Origin of the sequence: Sphaerisporangium melleum, assembly GCF_014646695.1 — a bacterium.
GTDB lineage: Bacteria > Actinomycetota > Actinomycetes > Streptosporangiales > Streptosporangiaceae > Sphaerisporangium > Sphaerisporangium melleum.
This window is the reverse complement of record NZ_BMNT01000071.1, coordinates 1-21,852: the sequence shown is the minus strand read 5'-3', so window position 1 is coordinate 21,852 and position 21,852 is coordinate 1. Positions and strand designations below refer to the sequence as shown.

General features: G+C 72.3%; 6 protein-coding genes and 1 pseudogene. 2 read left to right on the top strand and 5 right to left on the bottom strand.

The features are described from left to right. Positions 1-151: 151 nt before the first annotated feature. Positions 152-4,027, top strand: coding sequence for a DNA-directed RNA polymerase subunit beta' (locus IEY93_RS36080; RefSeq protein ID WP_189167666.1), 3,876 nt, complete (start codon positions 152-154; stop codon positions 4,025-4,027). Between the two features lie 88 nt (positions 4,028-4,115). Here the strand turns inward: IEY93_RS36080 and IEY93_RS36075 are convergent, their stop codons facing one another. The 5 genes from IEY93_RS36075 to IEY93_RS36055 all read right to left on the bottom strand — a co-directional run bounded on the left by IEY93_RS36075 (position 4,116) and on the right by IEY93_RS36055 (position 8,737). Continuing rightward, a complete protein-coding gene (locus IEY93_RS36075) occupies positions 4,116-5,222 on the bottom strand; it encodes an SIS domain-containing protein (RefSeq protein WP_189167665.1) in 1,107 nt (368 codons plus the stop codon). A gap of 28 nt (positions 5,223-5,250) precedes the next feature. Next, positions 5,251-6,000, bottom strand: a complete 750-nt coding sequence (locus tag IEY93_RS36070) for an SDR family NAD(P)-dependent oxidoreductase (protein WP_189167664.1) — start codon at positions 5,998-6,000, stop codon at positions 5,251-5,253. An 87-nt stretch (positions 6,001-6,087) separates the two neighbouring features. Beyond that, on the bottom strand, positions 6,088-6,858 hold the full coding sequence (locus tag IEY93_RS36065) for a thioesterase II family protein (RefSeq protein WP_203969154.1): 771 nt from the start codon (positions 6,856-6,858) through the stop codon (positions 6,088-6,090). 3 nt (positions 6,859-6,861) lie between these two features. After that, positions 6,862-7,653 (bottom strand): phytanoyl-CoA dioxygenase family protein, encoded by a 792-nt coding sequence (locus IEY93_RS36060; protein WP_189167663.1) that lies wholly within the window; start codon positions 7,651-7,653, stop codon positions 6,862-6,864. 49 nt (positions 7,654-7,702) lie between these two features. Next, positions 7,703-8,737 carry a methyltransferase gene (locus IEY93_RS36055; protein ID WP_203969153.1) on the bottom strand — a complete coding sequence of 345 codons (1,035 nt, stop codon included), beginning with the start codon at positions 8,735-8,737 and terminating at the stop codon, positions 7,703-7,705. A 672-nt stretch (positions 8,738-9,409) separates the two neighbouring features. On the opposite strand from IEY93_RS36055, the pseudogene IEY93_RS36050 reads away from it, so the two are divergent. Then, a pseudogene (locus IEY93_RS36050) lies at positions 9,410-21,852 on the top strand (amino acid adenylation domain-containing protein); the annotation flags it as partial.

Below are 21,852 nucleotides of genomic sequence, written 5' to 3'. Positions count from 1 at the left end.
GTCGAGGTGCTCTCCAGCGACGGCATGTCCATCGAGATGCGCGACACCGACGAGGACGTCTTCCGCGCGGCGGAGGAGCTCGGCATCGACCTGTCCCGGCGTGAGCCGAGCAGTGTCGAAGAGGTCTGATTTTCAAGCGAGGGGATAACAAGTGCTCGACGTCAACTTCTTCGACGAGCTCCGCATCGGCCTCGCCACGGCCGACGATATCCGGCAGTGGTCCCACGGCGAGGTCAAGAAGCCCGAGACCATCAACTACCGCACCCTCAAGCCCGAGAAGGACGGACTCTTCTGCGAGAAGATCTTCGGTCCGACCCGCGACTGGGAGTGCTACTGCGGCAAGTACAAGCGCGTCCGCTTCAAGGGCATCATCTGTGAGCGCTGTGGCGTCGAGGTCACGCGCGCCAAGGTGCGCCGCGAGCGGATGGGCCACATCGAGCTGGCCGCGCCGGTCACCCACATCTGGTACTTCAAGGGCGTCCCGTCGCGCCTCGGTTACCTGCTCGACCTGGCCCCGAAGGACCTGGAGAAGGTCATCTACTTCGCGGCCTACATGATCACGCACGTCGACACCGACATGCGTGCTCGTGACCTGCCCTCGCTGGAGGCGAAGATCTCCGTCGAGCGGCAGCACGTCGAGCAGCGCCGCGACGCCGACATCGAGGCCCGGCAGAAGAAGCTCGAGTCCGACCTGGCCGAGCTGGAGGCCGCCGGCGCCAAGGGCGACCAGCGGCGCAAGGTCCGCGAGGGCGCCGACCGCGAGATGCGCCAGCTCCGCGACCGCGCCCAGCGCGAGCTCGACCGCCTGGAAGAGGTCTGGAGCCGGTTCAAGAACCTCAAGGTCCAGGACCTCGAGGGCGACGAGCTGCTCTACCGCGAGATGCGCGACCGCTTCGGCCGCTACTTCCGCGGTGGCATGGGCGCCCAGGCGATCCAGGAGCGGCTGAACAACTTCGACCTGGCCGCCGAGGCCGAGTCGCTGCGCGAGACCATCCGCAGCGGCAAGGGGCAGAAGAAGGCCCGCGCGCTCAAGCGGCTCAAGGTCGTGTCCGCGTTCCTCACCACCCGCAACTCGCCCAACGGCATGGTGCTCGACTGCATCCCGGTCATCCCGCCGGACCTGCGGCCGATGGTGCAGCTCGACGGTGGCCGCTTCGCGACCTCCGACCTCAACGACCTGTACCGCCGGGTGATCAACCGCAACAACCGCCTCAAGCGGCTGCTCGACCTCGGCGCGCCCGAGATCATCGTCAACAACGAGAAGCGGATGCTGCAGGAGGCCGTCGACGCGCTGTTCGACAACGGCCGCCGCGGCCGTCCGGTCACCGGGCCGGGCAACCGTCCGCTGAAGTCGCTGTCCGACATGCTCAAGGGCAAGCAGGGCCGCTTCCGGCAGAACCTCCTGGGCAAGCGCGTCGACTACTCCGGCCGTTCGGTCATCGTCGTCGGCCCGCAGCTCAAGCTGCACCAGTGCGGTCTGCCCAAGCAGATGGCCCTGGAGTTGTTCAAGCCGTTCGTGATGAAGCGCCTGGTCGACCTCAACCACGCGCAGAACATCAAGTCGGCCAAGCGCATGGTCGAGCGGGCCAGGCCGGTCGTGTGGGACGTGCTCGAAGAGGTCATCACCGAGCACCCGGTGCTGCTCAACCGCGCGCCGACCCTGCACCGTCTGGGCATCCAGGCGTTCGAGCCGCAGCTCGTCGAGGGCAAGGCGATCCAGATCCACCCGCTGGTCTGCACCGCCTTCAACGCCGACTTCGACGGCGACCAGATGGCGGTCCACCTGCCGCTGTCGGCTGAGGCCCAGGCCGAGGCGCGCATCCTGATGCTCTCGACCAACAACATCCTCAAGCCGGCCGACGGCAAGCCGGTGACCATGCCCACCCAGGACATGATCATCGGTCTGTACTGGCTCACCACCCAGCGCGACGGCGCCAAGGGCGAGGGCCGCGTGTTCGGCTCGATCGCCGAGGCGCTCATGGCCTTCGACCGCCGCGAGCTGGACATCCAGGCCAAGATCCAGGTCCGGGTCAAGGACGTCCCGCCGCCGCGGGGCTGGGCCGCGCCCGAGGGCTGGGAGGCCGGCGAGTCGTACCGCCTGGAGAGCACGCTGGGCCGGGCGCTGTTCAACCAGACGCTGCCCGACAACTACCCCTTCGTGAACTCGCAGATCGGCAAGAAGCAGCTCTCGTCGATCGTCAACGAGCTCGCGGAGACCTACCCCAAGGTCGAGGTCGCGGCCGCCCTGGACGCGCTCAAGGACGCCGGCTTCCACTGGGCGACCCGCTCGGGCGTCACGATCTCGATCGACGACGTCGTCGCGCCGCCGAACAAGCCCGCGATCATGGACAAGTACGAGCAGCGGGCCGACAAGGTCCAGCGCGAGTACGAGCGCGGTCTGATCACGGACGAGGAGCGCCGTCAGGAGCTCATCGAGATCTGGACGCACGCCACGGCGGACGTCGAGGACGACATGATCAAGGCGTTCCCGGCGACCAACTCGGTCTGGATGATGGTCAACTCCGGCGCCCGCGGTAACAAGATGCAGGTGCGCCAGATCGCCGGCATCCGCGGCCTGGTGTCCAACACCAAGGGTGAGACGATCCCGCGGCCGATCAAGTCCTCCTTCCGTGAGGGCCTGTCGGTGCTGGAGTACTTCATCTCCACCCACGGACAGCGCAAGGGTCTGGCCGACACCGCGCTGCGCACCGCCGACTCGGGTTACCTGACCCGTCGTCTGGTGGACGTCGCGCAGGACGTCATCGTCCGCGAGATCGACTGTGGCACCGACCGCAGCGTCCCGCTGCACGTCGGCGAGCGTGACTCGTCGGGCAACCTCGTCAAGGCCGAGAACGGCGAGAGCAACGTGCACGGCCGCATCCTGGCCGAGGACGTCGAGGTGGACGGCAAGATCGTCGCGGCGGCCGGGGTCGACATCAACGACACGACCGTCACCGCGCTGGTCGAGGCCGGCATCGAGACGGTCCGCACCCGCAGCGCGCTCGTCTGCGAGGCCAAGATCGGTGTCTGCGCCACCTGCTACGGCCGCTCCCTGGCGACCGGCAAGCTCGTGGACGTCGGCGAGGCGGTCGGCATCATCGCCGCCCAGTCGATCGGCGAGCCGGGCACCCAGCTGACGATGCGTACCTTCCACACCGGTGGTGTGGCCGGTGCGGACATCACCCACGGTCTGCCCCGTGTCCAGGAGCTCTTCGAGGCGCGCGTCCCCAAGGGTGTCGCCCCGATCAGCGAGGCCGACGGGCGGGCGCGCATCGACGAGACCGACAAGACCCGCAAGATCGTCATCACGCCGGACGACGGCAGTGAGGAGATCGCCTACCCGGTGTCGATGCGGTCGCGTCTGCTCGTGAGCGAGGGCCAGCGCGTGTCGGTGGGCCAGCAGCTCATCGCCGGTGCGGTCAACCCCAACGAGGTGCTGCGCATCCTCGGCCCGCGGGCCGTGCAGCTCCACCTGGTGGCCGAGGTCCAGCAGGTGTACCGCTCGCAGGGTGTGTCGATCCACGACAAGCACATCGAGATCATCGTGCGGCAGATGCTCAAGCGCGTGAACGTGCTGGAGTCGGGTGACACCGACCTGCTGCCCGGCGAGCTCGTCGAGCGCCCGCGCTTCGAGTCGGTCAACCGCGAGGTCGTCGCCGAGGGCGGCACCCCCGCCTCCGGCCGTCCGGTGCTCATGGGCATCACCAAGGCGTCGCTGGCCACCGAGTCGTGGCTGTCGGCGGCGTCCTTCCAGGAGACCACGCGGGTCCTGACGGACGCGGCGATCCACGCCAAGTCCGACAGCCTGCTCGGCCTCAAGGAGAACGTCATCATCGGTAAGCTCATCCCGGCCGGTACGGGCATGTCCCAGTACCGCAACGTCCGGGTCGAGCCGACCGAGGAGGCCAAGGCGGCGATGTACACCGTCGGCGGCTACGACGGCTCCGCGACCGACTACACCTTCGGTACGGGCAGCGGCGAGGCCGTCCCGCTGGAGGAGTACGACTTCGGGCAGTACAACCGATAAATCGCGAACGGCGCGTGCCCGGAGAGCTCTGCTCTCCGGGCACGCGCCTTTTTCCGTCGCCTCCGGCTCCCGGTGGGCCGGGGCCGGGTCACACCCGGGTGGGCTGCTCGGCCATGATCGTGTTCTGGTGGTACCACGGGTTGCCGGCCGCCTCGGAGATCAGGTCCCGGGACTTGATGTCGTGGGACCGCCCCAGACTCAGCGACATGCGCTGGACGAACTCCAGCGCGGTGAAGTACTTGCGGATGAACGTCGGCTGGTCGAGGTGGACCTCGGTCACCCCGATGTTCCGGTTCTGCGGGATGTCCCTGGTCAGCAGTTCGACGAGGTTGCGCATCTTGCGCCGGGTGTACTCGTCGTCGTCGCGCTCGGTGAACAGCAGCACGCTGTGCCGGCGTTCGGGGTCGGACAGGGTGGCCACCTCGCTGTGGCAGAACTCGTGGAAGTAGTTGCGGGTGGCCGGGGTCATCGCCATCTCGTTGATGTGCATCTTCGCGAGCTTGAGCAGGCTCTCGTGCCACTTGGGGGAGGCGATGAGGATGATGTTGGCGTTCTCGCCGCGCTCGGCCGCCACCTGGGCGAGCTTCTGCAGCTGCGGGGTGAAGTCGGTCTCCAGGTGCTCCGGCAGCGCCGCGATCGACCGGCGGTGGTCGTCCTTGATCAGGCCGAGCCGCAGGAACATGTCGAGCAGGATCGCGAAGTACTGCCCGACGTGGAACAGCGGGTACTCCCGGTCGGGGTCGCTGAGCCGCCACCGTGCGATCGAGATGCCGGCCTCCAGACCCCGCTCGGCCAGCCGGCCGCCGGAGGTGAGCAGCAGGGTGCGGTGGTACTTGCCCTTGAGGGCGTCCAGCACTCTGATGGGCTCCTCGGAGTGGCCGCTGTAGGAGCTGATGACGAACAGCGTGTTCTCGTCCTCGATCACCGAGGCGGGCACGAGGTAGGTGAACTCGTAGTCGTTGAACACGTGGATCTCCAGCTCGCAGCCGGAGGCCTTGAGAAACGTCCGGATCACGTCCGAGACGATGGCCGAGCACCCCATGCCGGAGAACACCACCCGGGTGAAGCCGCCCTCGGCCATCCGGGTCCTGAGCTCGTCGGTCACCTCCGCCACCGAGTATTCGTCCCATTTGAGGAAACCGGCCCGGTAGCCGGTTCTGAGAAATGCTTCATAGCGGTCCAGACGCGACAACACGCGGCATCCCTTCGCTTGGTGGATTCAGTTACCACATGAATTGGCCGCCATCGACGATGATCTTCTGCCCGGTGATGTACCGGGCCTCCTCGCTGAGCAGGAACTCCAGCACCGCCGCCATCTCGTCCGGAGAGCCGATGCGGCGCTGCGGGATCTCGTCGAGCAGGCTCGCCAGGTGCTCGGGCTCGGCGGTCCGGTAGCGGGTCCGCATCTCCTCGGTGTCGATCATGCCGGGGATCAGGCAGTTCACCCGGATGGCCGGGGCCAGCTCCAGGGCGAGGCACTTGGTCAGGTGGAGGAGACCGGCCTTGGACGCGCAGTAGTTGACCCCGTTGAGCCGCGGCCGGATGGCCGTTGTGGCACCGACGGTGACGACGCATCCGCCGCCGGCCGCCAGCATGGCAGGGGCGAACCTCCGGGTCAGGTAGAACGGCGCGGAGAGGTTGGCGTCGAGCACCTGCCGCCAGTCGTCGTCGGTGAGGTCGAGGAACGGCCGGTCGATGTTGCGGCCGGCGTTCAGCACCAGGGCCCAGGGAGTGCCATGGTGGTCCAGGACCTCCCGGGTCACCCGCGCCGCGACCGCCGGGTCCGACACGTCCGCGCGGATCGCGACGAAGCCGTCCCCGATCTGCTCGGCCGCCGCCCGGGCCGACTCCTCGTCGGCGCGGTACAGGGCGACGACGCGGTAGCCGCCCTTGACCAGTCGCTGGCTGAAGCTCAGTCCTATCCCCTTGGTGCCGCCGGTCACGACGGCGAGCCGTTCGGCGGAGTCGTTCATCGAGCCTCCTCAGCTCACGTACTGCCGGGAAAGGACCCGCCGGCCCGTCCCCGGCAGGCGGAGGCGGGACCCGCGGGCCGGTGCGGATCACGCGGTGGACCGGCCCTGCGGCGCGGTGGCCGCGGGCAGGCCGGCGATCAGGTCCTGGAGTTCCGGAGGGCACCGCAGGAACTCGAAGTGCGAGCCGGGCAGCGTGCGGCGCTCCAGATGCCCGGTGACCCGCTCCCAGCCGGGGAAGACCTCGTGCGGGGGCACGATCTCGTCGTCGGTCCAGCCGAGCACGATGACCGGTACCTCGATCCGGTGGCCGGGCGGATAGCGGTAGGCCCGCTGCACGACCTGGTCGTGCCGCAGGAGTTCGGCGCCGATGGCGGCCATCTCGGGCAGCAGGGTGCCGCCCATCTGGCGCGCCATGGCCACGATCTCCTGGACGAAGTCGTGGGTGTCCAGGTCGACGAAGTTCAGCCTCCCGTACAGGCCGGCGTCCGGCGCGCCCCAGGACGACGCGATGATCCACTCCGGCAGCGGATCGCCGTGCTCGGCGAGGTACCGCGTGGTCTCCAGCGCGTACGGGACGGCGCCGCAGTGGCCGAAGAGGGCGAACGGCCGCCCGCCGAGCTCACGCAGGAACCCGGCCAGCGACACGGCGAACTCCCGGTGGGTCGCCGGCCGCGGCTCGCGCATGCGGTTCTCCCGGCCCGGCGGCTGGAGCGCGCACACGGTCAGCTCGCCGACCCTGCGCGGCCAGAGCCGGTAGGAGGTGGCGCCGACCCCGGAGTAGGGCAGGCACAGCAGCAGGGGAGTGTCGTCGTCGGGGATCGCCGGCAGGTTCCAGCGGCCCGGCCGGACCTTCCTCATCGGCTACACGTCGCCCGCGCGGGTGGCGTGGAGTCCCATCCTGATCGCCTTCTCCACCGGCGAGTACGCACCGTCCGCGCGTTCGAGCCGGAGCGGGGCGGAGGGCAGCAGCGCGGGCTGGGCCATGAACCGCGGCTCGGTGCCGTGGTGCGGCTGCGCGGCGTGCACCAGGAACGGGTGGCACAGGTACACCGTGCCCGCCTCGCCGACCACCTGGGCCTCCGGCAGGTGGGCGGTGCCCTCCAGCTTGTCGAGCAGGTAGTCCAGGGAGACGCCCTCCTCGCCCGCGTGCTCCAGCAGCGGCGGGATGTACAGGTGGGAGCCGAGCCTCATGCGGGTCGGGGCGTCCTTGTCACCGGTGTCGGAGAACAGGAAGAGCATCAGCAACTGGCGATCACGCGAGCTGACGTTGAGCCAGTACCACCCTTCGGTCGTGCCCTTGTAGCTCCCGTCGACGTGCCACATGGTGTCGCCGGGGTCGGCGCCGAGCGGGAACCTGATCGGGAAGGTGCCGAGGCCGGCCGGTGGCACCCAGCGGCCCTCGCCGCAGAGCTGGTCGTAGGCGCCCTGCAGGGTCGGGGTGTTGGCGGCCTGCCGGAACGGCTCGTCGACGCGGTCCCACACCCGGACGACGGGCTCGGTCCACGTCGTGCGGTCCTCGGGGTCCGGTTCGATGGCCTCCCACAGCAGGTTGCGGCAGGTCTGCGCCAGCTTGGTGGAGAAGGCGCCGTCCAGCCGGACGAACCCCTCCTCGACGAACTGCTCGACCTGGGAGTCGGTGAGTGGTCTGGCCATGGAGATCCTCTCTTCGCTGTCTCGGGGTCGTGCGAACGGGGAGCGCGCCCTAGGCGGGCAGGCAGGTCAGCAGCGCCGAGCCCGAAGGGGTGTGCCGGACGCCGTCGATGCGCAGGCCCGCGGCGGCGGCGAGGCCGGTGAACTGCGCGAGGGTGCGTTCCTTGCTGCCGAAGACGACGAGCATGTGCAGGTTGACGGCGGCGTCGGGATAGCTCACCGACTCGTCTCCGGCCACGCGGTCCACGACGAGCACCCGGCCGCGCGGTCCGGCGGCCTCGGCGCAACGGCGCAGAATCTCCCCGGCCTGCCGGTCGGGCCAGTTGTGCAGGACATGGGCCAGCACGTACGCGTCGGCGCCGGGCGGGACGGAGGTGAAGAAGCTGCCGGCCTGGATGGCGCAGCGGTCGGCGACCCCGGCCCGGGCCAGCGCGTCGGCGGCCTTCCCGGCGGTGGCCGGCAGCTCGACGAGCGTGCCGCGCAGGCCGGGCCGGGCGGTGAGCAACTCGATGAGCAGGTCGCCCGCGCCGCCGCCCACGTCCACGACGTGCCGGACGTCGTCCCAGTCGTGGCCGGTCACGACGTCCGGCGCCCAGTAGGCGGCCATCGTGGTCATCAGCCCGTCGAAGGAGGCGGCGAGGTAGGGATCGGCGGCCATGTCGTCCCACAGCGAGCGGCCGAAGACGCGCGGGTAGGCGGCCTCGCCGGTGCGCACGGTGGACAGCAGGCCGGTGTAGGACAGGTCGAAGCGGCCCCCGGCGCCGTCCAGGTCCAGGGTGTCGCGCAGGCGCGAGGGGTGGTCGCCGGTCAGCAGGCGCGCGGCCTCGGCGAGGCCGAAGACGCCGGGGGACGGTTCGGTGAAGACGCCCTTGGTGGCGAGGAAACGCATGAGTGCCAGCAGCGCGTCGGGGTCGGCGCCGGACTTCGCGACGAGCTCGCCGATCGGCGTGGACTCGGCGGACACCAGGTCGGGCAGCCGCAGCGTGGCGGCGACCCTGATGGCGATCGGCGTGACGAAGTCGCACATGCCGATCAGCCGGTCCGCGCTCAGCACGTCCTCGTCGTCGCCGGTGGTCTGCTCGTTCAACCGGATTCCACCCTTCGTATCGGACCGGTCCGGGGGCAACGCGGCGGCCGGTCACCGGTAAGGCGAGGTGCGTCTCGAGGTCCGAGAAAAGTCACCGACAATTTTTCTATTACTGGCGCCACCGGCCCGCCGGGGAGCCGGCCCGCCTTGCCGCCGACCCTGTGAAACGTCGGCGCGAAGCTGATCGCCCAGGTCGAATGGGTAATTGAAATATGTACTGTGCGGGCGGGATATCACGCGCACTCTGGGCTCATTCGGCAGGGTAACCCGGCCCGGAGAATATGCCAACCCTAGGGGTTGACCGATGAGAAGATCGATTCTGACAAGACCTGTGGTGCGCTCCCGTGATGACCTGCGGTAGCGGATGGCCGAAAAAGGGCGAGAGGCGACCTGGCGGTTCGTGATGTCAGTGCAGGTAAGAGCGTTGAGCGGGGCGGGATGGCCGAAATTCACAGTCACCGTGTGTCGTGACGCCGGTACGCCCGGCCGCCCGCGGGCCGCGCTGACCATGGTGCTTTCTGGTTGTCTGTCAACCCCTTGACACCATTGATTTGCTCTGATGGTATCGGGCCGGTGCGATAGTCCTGCCGCATCCTGATCCCCGCATCGATTTCAGCGGAGTGTAGCGGCGTCCCGAACGAAAGCCAAAATCTCGGGGGCATCATCTTGCCGACATTGCCTATCACGTTTGAATCACAGGTCGCCCGCCACGCCGGCCGGGCGGCGGTGACCTTCGAGAACACGACCCTCACCTACGGCGAACTGAATGAGCGCGCCAACCGGCTCGCCCATTTCCTCATCGGGCGGGGAATCGGTCCGGAGGACCTGGTGGCGCTGTCGTTCCCCCGCTCGATGGACCTGGTCGTCGGGATTCTCGGCGTGCTGAAGGCCGGGGCCGCCTACCTCCCCCTGGACCCGGACTATCCGGCAGAGCGTGTCGCCTTCATGCTCGGCGACGCCCGTCCGGCGCTGGTCCTCGGCCCGGCCGCCCTGGACGTGCCCTCGGACGTGCCCCAGGTGGAACTCGGCGCGCCGGCGACCGTGGCCGCCATCGCCGCGCAGCCGGCGACCGACCCCACCGACGCCGACCGCCGGCGCCCGCTCGCCCCCGGTCACGCCGCCTACGTCATCTACACCTCCGGCTCCACCGGACGTCCCAAGGGCGTCGTCATCCCGCACGCCAACGTGACCCGGCTGTTCTCCGCCACCGAGGCGTGGTTCGGCTTCGGCCCGGACGACGTCTGGACGCTCTTCCACTCCGCCGCGTTCGACTTCTCCGTCTGGGAGCTGTGGGGGGCGCTGCTGCACGGTGGCCGGCTCGTCGTCGTCTCCTACGAGACCAGCCGCTCGCCCGACCGGTTCCTCGGCCTGCTGGCCCGCGAGGGCGTGACCGTGCTGAACCAGACCCCCTCGGCGTTCTACCAGCTCATGCAGGCCGACCAGCACAACCCCGGCCTGGGCGCCGCTTTGCGCCTGCGCACCGTGGTCTTCGGCGGCGAGGCACTGGACCCGCCGCGCCTGGCCGACTGGTACCGGCGGCACCCGTACGACGCGCCGCTGCTGGTGAACATGTACGGCATCACCGAGACCACCGTCCACGTCACCCACGTCCCCCTCGACGGCCCGGCCAGGACCGCCACCCCGGCCAGCGTGATCGGCGTGCCCATCCCCGACCTGTCGGCCCGCGTGCTGGACGAGCGGCTGGCACCCGTGCCGGACGGCGCGGTCGGCGAGTTGTACGTCGGCGGGGCCGGCGTGGCCCGCGGCTACCTCAACCGGCCCGGCCTGAGCGCGCACCGCTTCGTCGCCGACCCCTCTGGTCCCGCCGGGGCCCGCATGTACCGCACCGGGGACCTGGTGCGCCGCAACGCCGGCGGAGAGCTGGAGTACCAGGGGCGCGCGGACGAGCAGGTCAAGATCCGCGGGTTCCGCGTCGAGCCGGGCGAGATCGCCTCGGTCCTCGCCGAGCACCCCGGCGTCGAACAGGCCGCCGTGCTGGTCCACCAGGACGGGGCGGACGACCGGCGGCTCGTCGCCTACGTCGTCCCCGGGGCCGGCGACGCGCCGGTGCCGGACGAGGTCGTGGACGAACACGTCGCCCACTGGCAGCAGGTCTTCGACGCCGAGTACGCCGACGCCGCCTCGGCGACGTTCGGCGAGAACTTCGTCGGCTGGGCCAGCAGCTATGGCGACGGCGCGCCGATCCCGCTCGACCAGATGCGCGAGTGGCGCGACACCACCCTTGAACGCGTCCGCGCCCTGCGCCCGCGGCGGGTGCTGGAGATCGGCGTCGGCACCGGACTCCTGCTCGCCCACCTCGCCCCCGAGTGCGAGACGTACTGGGGCACCGACCTGTCCTCGCAGGTGATCAGCGCGCTGCGCGGCCAGGTGGAGCGCGACGCCCGGCTCTCCGATCGGGTCGTCCTGCGCGCCCAGGCCGCGCACGAGGCCGGCGGCCTCCCCGAGGGCGCGTTCGACGTCGTCGTGATCAACTCGGTCACCCAGTGCTTCCCCAGCGGCCGCTACCTGGTGGACGTCCTGCGCGCCGCCGTGCGCCTGGCCGCCCCCGGCGGCGCCGTCTTCGTCGGCGACATCCGCGACCTGCGCTCGGTGCGGCTGTTCCGCAGCGGCGTGCAGCTCGACCGGGCCCGCCCCGGGGACGACCTGGTCGCCCTGCGGCACGCCGTCGAACGGTCCCTGCTGCTGGAGAAGGACCTGCTGGTCGACCCCGACTTCTTCGCCGCGTTCCGCCACCTGGAACCCGCGGTCAGCGGCATGGCGATCGAGGTCAGGAAGGGCCGCCACCACAACGAGCTGACCCGCTACCGCTACGACGCGGTCCTGTACAAGGGCTCCCCGGCGCCGGCCGACCTCGGCGGCGTGCCCGCGCTGCGCCACGGGCACGACGTCACCGGCCTGGCCGGACTGGACGATCTGCTGCGCGCGAGCGGCGGGGAGGCGATCAGGGTCGAGGGCGTGCCCAACGGGCGGCTCACCCACGAGATCGCCGCCGTCCGCGCCCTCGACCACGGTGCGCCGCTGCCCCGCGTGCTGGAGGAGTTCGCCACCCGCGGCGGCGTGGACCCGCAGGAGCTGTACGACCTCGGCGAGCGGCACGGCCGCCGCGTCCAGGTGACCTGGTCGGCGCGCCTCGGCGAGCTGGACGTGGTGTTCCTTCCCGCCGCCGCGCCCGCCGATCTGCGGCCCGCAGGCACCTACCGGCCGGTGGGCGGCGAGGGCGACCCCGTGGCGTTCACCAACAACCCGGTCGCCTCCCGTGACGGTGTCACCGTCGGCAACGCCGTGCGGGCCTTCGCCCGGGAGCGGTTGCCGGAGTTCATGGTGCCGTCGGCGGTGGTGGTGGTCGATCGGTTGCCGTTGACGCCGAACGGGAAGCTGGATCGGGCGGCGTTGCCGGTTCCGGTGTGGGAGGGCGGTGGTGGGCGTGGTCCGCGTGACGCTCGTGAGGAGGTGTTGTGCGGGCTGTTCGCGCAGGTCCTCGGCATCGAGCGGGTCGGCATCGATGACGACTTCTTCGACCTGGGCGGTCACTCGCTGCTGGCCACCCGGCTGATCAGCGCCATCCGCGACACGCTGCGCGCCGAGCTGCCGATCCGCGCGCTGTTCGAGGAGCCCACCGTGGCCGGCCTCGCCGGCCGGCTCGACGCGCAGGCCGACCTGCGGCCCGCCCTGACCCCCCGCGAACGCCCCGAACGCGTGCCGCTGTCCTTCGCCCAGCGGCGGCTGTGGTTCCTGCACCGGCTGGAAGGGGCGAGCGCCACCTACAACGTGCCGTGGGCGCTGCGCCTGCGCGGGAAGCTGGACGTGGACGCGCTGCGCGCGGCACTGGCCGACGTGGTGGAACGGCACGAGGCGCTGCGCACCGTCTTCCCCGAGCACGACGGCGAGCCGCACCAGCTCGTCCTCGCTCCGCAGGACGCTCAGCCCGTCCTGCACGCCGCCGAGACGCCTGACCCGTCCCGGCTGCAGGAGGACCTCGCCGTGGCCGCCCGCCGCGGCTTCGACCTGGGCGGCGAGCTGCTGGTGCGGGCGCACCTGTTCACCCTCGCGCCGGACGAGCACGTGGTGCTGCTGCTGATGCACCACATCGTGTGCGACGGCTGGTCGGCGGCGCCGTTGTCGCGGGATCTGATGGCCTGCTACGAGGCGCGGCGGGCGGGCCGGGCGGCCGGCCTGCCGGAGCTGCCGGTGCAGTACGTGGACTACACGCTCTGGCAGCGTGACCTGCTGGGCGACCCCGGCGACCCGGGCAGCACCATCGCCCGGCAGACCGCCTACTGGCGCGACCGCCTCGCCGGGCTGCCCGAGCAGATCCAGCTCCCCGCCGACCGGCCCCGGCCCCCGATCGCCTCCTACGACGGCGACATCCACGCCTTCGCCTGGGACCCCGGCCTGCACCGGGACCTGCTCGCCCTGGCCCGCGAGTGCGGCGCCAGCCTGTTCATGGTGCTGCAGGCCGGCCTCGCCGCGCTGCTGTCGCGCCTCGGCGCCGGCGACGACGTGCCGATCGGCACCCCCATCGCCGGACGCACGGACAACGCCCTGGACGACCTCGTCGGGTACTTCGTGAACTCGCTGGTCCTGCGGGTGGACACCTCCGGCGACCCGGCCTTCCGCGACCTGCTGGGCCGGGTGCGGGAGACGGCGCTGTCGGCCTACGCCAACCAGGACGTGCCGTTCGAGCACCTGGTGGAGGTGCTCAACCCGGCCAGGTCGGCCGCCTACCAGCCGCTCTTCCAGGTCATGCTCGCCCTGCAGAACGTGCCCGACCACGTCGACGGCACCGACGTCGAGATCGTCCACCACGAGGCGCTGACCGGGAAGTCCCGCCTCGACCTGGTCGTCCGCGTCCACGAACGCACCTGCGGCGACGACGCGACCGCGCTGGGCGGCGTCGTCGAGTACAGCACCGACCTGTTCGACCGGGAGACCATCGCCGCGCTCATGGCCCGGCTGGAGCGGGTGCTGCGCGCGGCGGCGGCCGACCCGGACCTGCGGCTCGGCCGGCTCGACGTGCTGGACGCCGCCGAGCGGGCCGCGCTCGTCGAGGCCGGCCGCGGCGGCCCGCTGGACACCTCCGGCTTCGGGCCGTTCGAGGCCGCCGGGCTGGCCGGGCTGTTCGCCGCCCAGGTGGCCCGTACCCCGGACGCGGTCGCGGTGTCGCCGGCGCTGCCCGACGGGCCGGACGCGGTGCCGCTGACGTACGCGGAGCTGGACGCGCGGGCGTCGGTGGTGGCGGCGCGGCTGCGCGGGCTGGGCGTCGGCCCGGAGTCGGCGGTCCTGCTGATGATGGAGCGATCCGTCGATCTGGTCGTCGCCGTGCTCGGGATCATCAAGGCCGGCGGAGTGTACGTGCCGGTCGACCTGCGCTTCCCGGCGTCCCGGGTGGCGGCGATGGCGGCCGAGACCGGCGCGCGGGCGGCCGTCGCCGACCCCGAGCTGGCCTCCCGGGTCCCCAGCGGCGTCCGCTGGGTGCACGCCGCCGCCGACGCCGCCGAACTCGCCGAGACCGAGGACGACCTCGATCCGGTGGCCCCGGGCAACCTCGCCTACATCATGTACACCTCCGGGTCGACCGGCACGCCCAAGGGCGTCGCCGTCACCCACCACGACGTCGCGACCTTCGCGCTGAGCTCCTGCTGGCTCCCCGGCGTCCACGACCGGGTGCCGCTGCACTCCCCGATCGCCTTCGACCTGTCCACCTACGAGCTGTGGGTGCCGCTGCTGTCGGGCGGTGAGGTGGTGGTGGCGCCGTCGGGTGAGCTGGACGTGGCGGTGCTGGCCAGGGTCATCGCCTCGGGCGTGACCGGGTTGTGGGTGACCGCGGGGCTGTTCGCGGTGCTGGCCGAGGAGTTCCCGGGATGTTTCGCCGGGGTGCGTGAGGTGTGGGCCGGCGGGGACGTGGTCTCCCCGCAGGCGGTGCGCCGGGTTCTGAGGGCGTGCCCCGGGGTGCGGGTCGTGAACGGGTACGGGCCCACCGAGGCGACGACGTTCGCGCTGTTCCATCCGGTGGACGAGCTGCCGGCCGACGCGGCGGTGGTGCCGGTGGGCCGTCCCCTGGACGGAATGCGGGCCCATGTCCTGGACGCCTTCTTGCAGCCGGTTCCGGTCGGCGTGGTCGGTGAGTTGTACGTGGCCGGCGTCGGGGTGGCCCGGGGGTACCACGGTCGTGCCGGGCTGAGCGCCGAGCGGTTCGTGGCCGATCCGTCCGGCCCCGCCGGCGCGCGGATGTACCGCACCGGCGATCTGGTGCGGTGGACGCCGCAGGGAGTGATCGAGTTCGCCGGGCGGGTCGACGGCCAGGTGAAGATCCGTGGCTTCCGGGTCGAGCCGGGCGAGGTCGAGGCCGTCCTGGCCGCCCACCCGGATGTCGAGCACGCCCTGGTCATCGCCCGCGAGGACACTCCGGGCAACAAGCGGCTGGTCGCCTACGTCGTCCCCGGCCAGGGGACGGACGTCGAGCCGGCGGCGCTGCGCGAGCACGCCCGCGGCAGGCTCCCCGAGTTCATGCTCCCCTCCGACGTGGTGCTCCTCGACCGGCTCCCGCTCACCCTCAACGGCAAGCTGGACCGTGCGGCGCTCCCCGCCCCGGTCCCCGGCCCCGCCAAGGGACGCGCCGCCCGCACCGCTCAGGAGGCCGTGCTGTGCGCGCTGTTCGCCGAGGTGCTCGGCCTGCCCGAGGTCGGCGTCGACGACGCGTTCTTCGACCTCGGCGGCCACTCCCTGCTGGTCACGCGCCTGCTCAACCGCATCCGCGCCGTCCTCGGCGTCGAACTTCCCACCCGCGTGCTGTTCGAGACGCCCACCGTCGCCGGGCTGACCGCCTGCCTCCCCGAGGCGTTCGGCGCCCGGCCGGCCATCGAGGCGCGGCCCCGCCCCGCCGAGATCCCGCTGTCGTTCGCCCAGCGCCGGCTGTGGTTCCTGCACCGCCTGGAAGGCCCCAGCCCCACCTACAACATCCCCGTCGCGGTCCGCCTGTCCGGCGAGCTCGACCGGGAGGCGTTACAGGCCGCCCTGCGCCACATGGTGGCCAGGCACGAGACGCTGCGCACCGTCTTCCCCGAGACCCGCGGCGTCCCCCACCAGCGCGTCCTCGACCCCGGCGACGTCCCCACCGGCCTGACCGTCACGGCCGTGGCCGAGGACGCCCTGCCCGGCGCGCTCGCCGCGGCCGTCCGCCATCCCTTCGACCTGACCCGCGAACCCCCCGTCCGGTTCCACCTGTTCACCCTCGCCGCGGACGAGCACGTCCTGCTCGTGCTGATGCACCACATCGCCGCCGACGGCTGGTCCCTGGCCCCGCTCGCCCGCGACCTCGGCGCCGCCTACACCGCCGCCCGCCGCGGCGAGGAGCCCGACCTGCCCGCGCTGCCCGTCCAGTACGCCGACTACACGCTGTGGCAGCACGACCTGCTCGGCGACGCGGCCGACCCGGCCGGCCCGCTCGGCGCCGGGCTGGAGTACTGGAAGAAGGCCCTCGCCGGTGCGCCCGAGGAACTTCCGTTGCCGGTGGACCACCCCCGCCCGGCCGTCGCCGACCACCGCGGCGACGCGGTGCGCTTCACGATCGGCCCCGACCTGCACCGCGCGCTCGCCGACCTGGCCCGCCAATGCCAGGTCAGCGAGTTCATGCTGATGCAGGCGGCCGTGGCCGTCCTGCTGACCAGGCTCGGCGCGGGAGAGGACATCCCGATCGGCAGCCCGTTCGCCGGCCGCGGCGACGACGCCCTGGACGACCTGGTCGGCTTCTTCGTCAACACGCTGGTGCTGCGCGCCGATACCTCCGGCGAGCCGACGTTCCGCGAGGTCGTCGAACGCGTCCGCGCCACCGGCCTCGCCGCCTACGCCCACCAGGACCTGCCCTTCGAGCGGCTGGTCGAGGAACTGCACCCGCAGCGCTCCCTCGCCCGCCACCCGCTCTTCCAGGTGTTCCTCGCCTTCCGTACCGCCGAACCGCCGCCGTTCGCCTTCGACGGGCTGCGCGCCGCGCCCGAGCACGCCGACCTGGGCGCCGCCAAGTTCGACCTGGCCTTCGACCTGGCCGCCGAGCACTCCGGCGGCGCGCCGCGCGGCGTCCACGCGGTCCTGGAGTACCGCACCGACCTGTTCACCCGGACCACCGCCGAGGCCGTCGCCGCCCGCCTGCTCGCCGTGATCGAACAGGTCACCGCCGACCCCGACCGGCCGATCGGCCGGCTCGACCTCCTCACCCCGGGCGAGCGGCGCACCATCCTCACCGAGTGGAACGCCACCGCCCGCGAGGCGGACCGGCTGGACGCCACCGTGCCCGCCCGGTTCGCCGAGCAGGCGCGCCGCACCCCGGACGCCGTCGCCGTCCGCGGGGAAGGCCGGTCGCTCACCTACCGCGAGCTGGACGAGCGGGCCGACCGGCTCGCGCACCGGCTGCTGCGCCTCGGCCTGCGCCCCGAAGGCGCCGTCGCCATGCTGCACGGCAGGTCCACCGGACTGGTCGTCGCCACCCTGGCCATCCTCAAGGCCGGCGGCGTGTACGTCCCCCTGCACACCGGCTACCCGGCCGAACGCATGGCGCACGCCATCGCCGACACCGGCGCGACCATCCTGCTCACCGACCAGGAGTCCCCCGCCGGGGAACTGACCCGCGGCGTGCTCGTCCTGCGCACCGACGACCCCGGGCCGGACGCCGAGCCCGGCACCGCGCCCGCCGTCCGCACCCACCCCGACCAGCTCGCCTACGTCATGTACACCTCCGGGTCCACCGGCACGCCCAAGGGCATCGGCGTCACCCACCGCGACGTACTGGCCCTCGCGCTGGACCAGGTCTGGGCCTCGTCGCGGACGTCGCGCGTCCTGATGCACTCGCCGTACGCCTTCGACATCTCCACCTACGAGCTGTGGGCGCCGCTGCTCACCGGCGGCCGGATCGTCGTCGCCCCGCCAGGCGAGATCAACGCCCACGACCTGCGCCGCGTCATCGAGGACGAGGGCGTCACCGCGCTGCTGGTCGCCGCCGGGCTGTTCGGCGTGGTCGCCGACGTGCTGCCCGAGACCTTCGCGACGGTCCCCCACGTGCTGACCGGCGGCGACGTCGTCTCACCCGTGGCTGTGCGCAGAGTGCTCGACCACTGCCCGGGCACCGAGGTCACCGCGCTCTACGGACCGACCGAGATCACCCTCACCTGCACCGCGCACCCGATGCGCGCCGCGCACGAGGTGCCCGCCGCCGTGCCGATCGGCCGGCCGATGGACAACCGCACCGCGTACGTGCTGGACGCCCACCTGTGGCCCGTACCCCCCGGCGTGCCCGGCGAGCTCTACATCGGCGGCGAGGGCGTCGCCCGCGGCTACGTCCGGCGGGCCGCGATGACCGCCGAACGGTTCGTCGCCGACCCCTTCGGCCCGCCCGGCGCCCGCATCTACCGCACCGGGGACGTGGTCCGCTGGACCAGCGGCGGCGTGCTGGAGTTCATCGGGCGCGCCGACGACCAGCTCAAGATCCGCGGGTTCCGCGTCGAGCCCGGCGAGATCGAGGCGCTGCTCGCCGAACGCGCCGACGTCGTGCGCGGCACCGTCGCCGTCCACACCGACCACCACGGCCACAAGCGGCTGGTCGCCTACCTCGTCCCCGCCCCCGGCGCCGCGGCCCCCGACCCCGGCGACGTGCTCGCCGGGCTGGCCGAGCGGCTGCCCGAGTACATGGTGCCCGCCGCCGTCGTGACACTGGACCGGCTGCCGCTCACCCCGAACGGCAAACTCGACCGCGCCGCGCTGCCCGCACCGGTCTGGGAGGGCGGCGGGCGCGGCCCGCGCACCGAGCGCGAGGCCGCCGCCTGCGCGCTGTTCGCCGGCGTGCTCGGCGTCGAACAGGTCGGCCTCGACGACGACTTCTTCGACCTCGGCGGCCACTCGCTGCTCGCCATCCGGCTCACCAGCGAGATCCGCGACGTCCTCGGCCTGGAGACGTCCCTGCGCGACCTGTTCGAGGCGCCGACCGTCGCCCGGCTCCTGGACCGCGCCGACAGCGGGCGCGAGGTGCAGATCCCGCTGGAGCGGCACGAGCGGCCGGCCCGCGTGCCGTTGTCGTTCGCCCAGCGGCGGCTGTGGTTCCTGCACCGCATGGAGGGGCCGAGCGCGACCTACAACGTGCCCTGGTCGCTGCGGCTGCGCGGCGAGCTGGACGTGGAGGCGCTGCGCGCCGCGCTCGGCGACGTGGTCGCGCGGCACGAGGCGCTGCGCACCGTGTTCGAGGAGGCCGACGGCACCCCCTACCAGGTCGTCCTCGCCGCCGGCGACGCCGCGCCCGTCCTCACGGTGCGGCCGGTGGACGCCGCCGGACTCCAGGACGCCATCGACCGCGCCTCGCGGCATGCCTTCGACCTGTCCGCCGAGATCCCCGTCCGCGCCCACCTGTTCACTCTCGCGCCGGACGAGCACGTGCTGATGCTGCTCATGCACCACATCGTCTGCGACCACTGGTCGCTGACCCCGCTCGTCCGGGACCTCGCCACCGCCTACCGCGCGCACACCGCCGGCGAGGCCCCGGAGTGGACGGAGCTCCCGGTGCAGTACGCGGACTACGCGTTGTGGCAGCGGGAGGTGCTGGGCGAGGCGGGCGAGCCGGACAGCCGGCTGGGACGCCAGCTCGCGTACTGGCGGGAGCGGCTGGCGGGCCTGCCCGAGCGCATCGAGGTGCCGGCCGACCGTCCCCGGCCCGACGTGGTCTCCTACCGCGGCGACGCGGTGACCTTCGGCTGGGACGCCGGGTTGCACGAGGGCCTGCTGCGGTTGGCCCGGTCGCACGGCGCGTCGTTGTTCATGGTGGTGCAGGCCGGTCTGGCGGCCCTGCTGTCCCGGCTGGGCGCGGGGTCGGACGTGCCGGTCGGGGTGCCGATCGCGGGGCGGACCGATCAGGCGCTCGACGGGTTGGTGGGGTTCTTCGTCAACACGCTGGTGATCAGGACCGACACCTCCGGTGAGCCGTCGTTCGACGAGCTGGTGGACCGGGTGCGCGAGACCGCGCTGGGGGCGTACGCCAACCAGGATGTGCCGTTCGAGCATCTGGTGGAGGAGCTGAACCCGTCGCGGTCCATGGCCCACCACCCCCTCTTCCAGGTCTCCCTCGCCGTCCAGGACGCCCCCGACGAGGACCTGCGCATCCCCGGGCTGACCACGACCCCCGGCGACCTCCCGCGCACCGGGGTCTCCCGCTTCGACCTGTTCCTCAGCCTGACCGAGCGGCCCCGCTCCGGCGCCGGGCTGGACGGGCTGGTGGAGTACAGCACCGACCTGTTCGACCGCTCGACCGTCGAGACCCTGCTGGAACGGCTGCGGCGGCTGCTGGCGGCGGCCGTCGCCGACCCCGCCCGGCGGATCGGCGCCCTGGAGGTCCTCGACCCCGCCGAGCGCGACGCGCTGCTCACCGGGCGGAATGACACGTGGGTGCCGGTGGACGGGCGGACGGTGCCGGATCTGCTGGCGGCGGCCGTGCGACGGACGCCGGACGCGGTGGCGGTGCTCGGCGCGGCCGGAGAGGTGTCCTTCGCGGAGCTGGACGCGCGGGTGAACCGGCTGGCCCGGGTGCTCATCGAGCGCGGCGCCGGCCCCGACCGCGTCGTGGCCATCGTGGTGCCCCGGTCGGTGGACATGGTCGTGGCCATGCTGGCGGTGATCACCTCCGGGGCGGCGTACCTGCCGATGGACCCGGACCACCCGGCGGACCGGCTGGGGTACATGCTGGACGACGCCGACCCGGTCACCGTGATCACCACGGCCGCGGTCGCCGGCCGGCTGCCGGACCGGTGGGCCGGCCGCCTGTCCGTCCTGGACGACCCCGGCACCGCCGCCCGCCTGCGGGAGGCGTCCCCGGCCACCGTCACCGACGCCGACCGCCCCTGCCCCCTGCGGCCGGAGCACCCGGTGTACCTGGTGTACACCTCGGGATCGACGGGACGCCCCAAGGGCGTGCTGATCCTGCACCGGGCACTGGTGAGCGTCCTGAACTGGCATCTGCGGACGTACGCGGACGGTGTGGGTCGCCGGGTAGGGCAGTTCGCGTCGCTGGGGTTCGATGTGGCGGCGCAGGAGATCTTGTCGGCGTTGCTGGGTGGCCGGTCGTTGGTGGTGCCGGACGAGGTGACCCGTCGTGACCCGGTGGCGTTGGCGCGGTGGATGGCCTCGCACGGTGTGGGCGAGGTGTTCGCGCCGAGCCTGGCGGTGAACGCGTTGTTCGAGGCGGCGGCGGGTGTGGGGGTGGATCTTCCGCTGGCGGAGGTGTTCCAGGCCGGTGAGGCGCTGGTGCCGAACGTGGCGTTGCGGGCCGGCATGGGGCGGTCCGGGCGGCGGTTGTCCAACCAGTACGGCCCGACCGAGACCCAACTGGTCACCGCGTTCCCGCTCGGCGAGCGGGCCGAGGAGTGGCCGACGCCGGTGCCGATCGGCGGCCCGATCGACAACGTCCGGGTCTACGTGCTCGACCCCGGGCTCGGCCTGGTCCCGCCCGGCGCGGTGGGGGAGCTGTACGTGGCCGGGATCGGCCTGGCGCGCGGGTACGCGGGCCGCTCGGGTCTGACGGCGGAACGCTTCGTGGCCGATCCGTTCGGTCCGGCGGGCTCGCGGATGTACCGGACCGGGGATGTGGTGCGGTGGAACCGGGCGGGTGCGCTGGAGTTCGTGGGCCGGGTCGATGACCAGGTCAAGGTGCGCGGGTTCCGGGTGGAGCCGGGCGAGGTGGTGGCGGCGCTGTCGGCGCATCCGCGGGTGGGGCAGGCGGCGGTGGTGCCCTGGCAGGGGCCGGACGGCCTGGCCCGCCTGGTCGCCTACGTCGTCCCCGCGGGTGGACCGGAGCCCAACGGCGTCCCGGCCAATGGCGACGGTCGCACGCCGGCAGGCGGTCACGCCGCTGCCGCCCGCCTCCCCGCCTCCAGCGGGTACCGGCCCCCCAACGGGCACGACGCTTCCAACGGGCATGGGGTCCGCAACGGGCAGGCCGGCTCCAACGGGCGGGGCGTGCACGAGGTTCGCGAGGCCGCGGCCGGATGTGACGGGCAGGTGGTGCGGGCGTTCGTGCGGGAGCGGTTGCCGGAGTTCATGGTGCCGTCGGTGGTGATGGTGGTCGA

Excerpts from the sequence above, each read along its gene's own strand:
- IEY93_RS36070 (WP_189167664.1), bottom strand. The coding sequence starts at position 6,000 with ATGAACGACTCCGCCGAACGGCTCGCCGTCGTGACCGGCGGCACCAAG.
- IEY93_RS36060 (WP_189167663.1), bottom strand. The coding sequence starts at position 7,653 with ATGGCCAGACCACTCACCGACTCCCAGGTCGAGCAGTTCGTCGAGGAG.
- IEY93_RS36065 (WP_203969154.1), bottom strand. The coding sequence starts at position 6,858 with ATGAGGAAGGTCCGGCCGGGCCGCTGGAACCTGCCGGCGATCCCCGAC.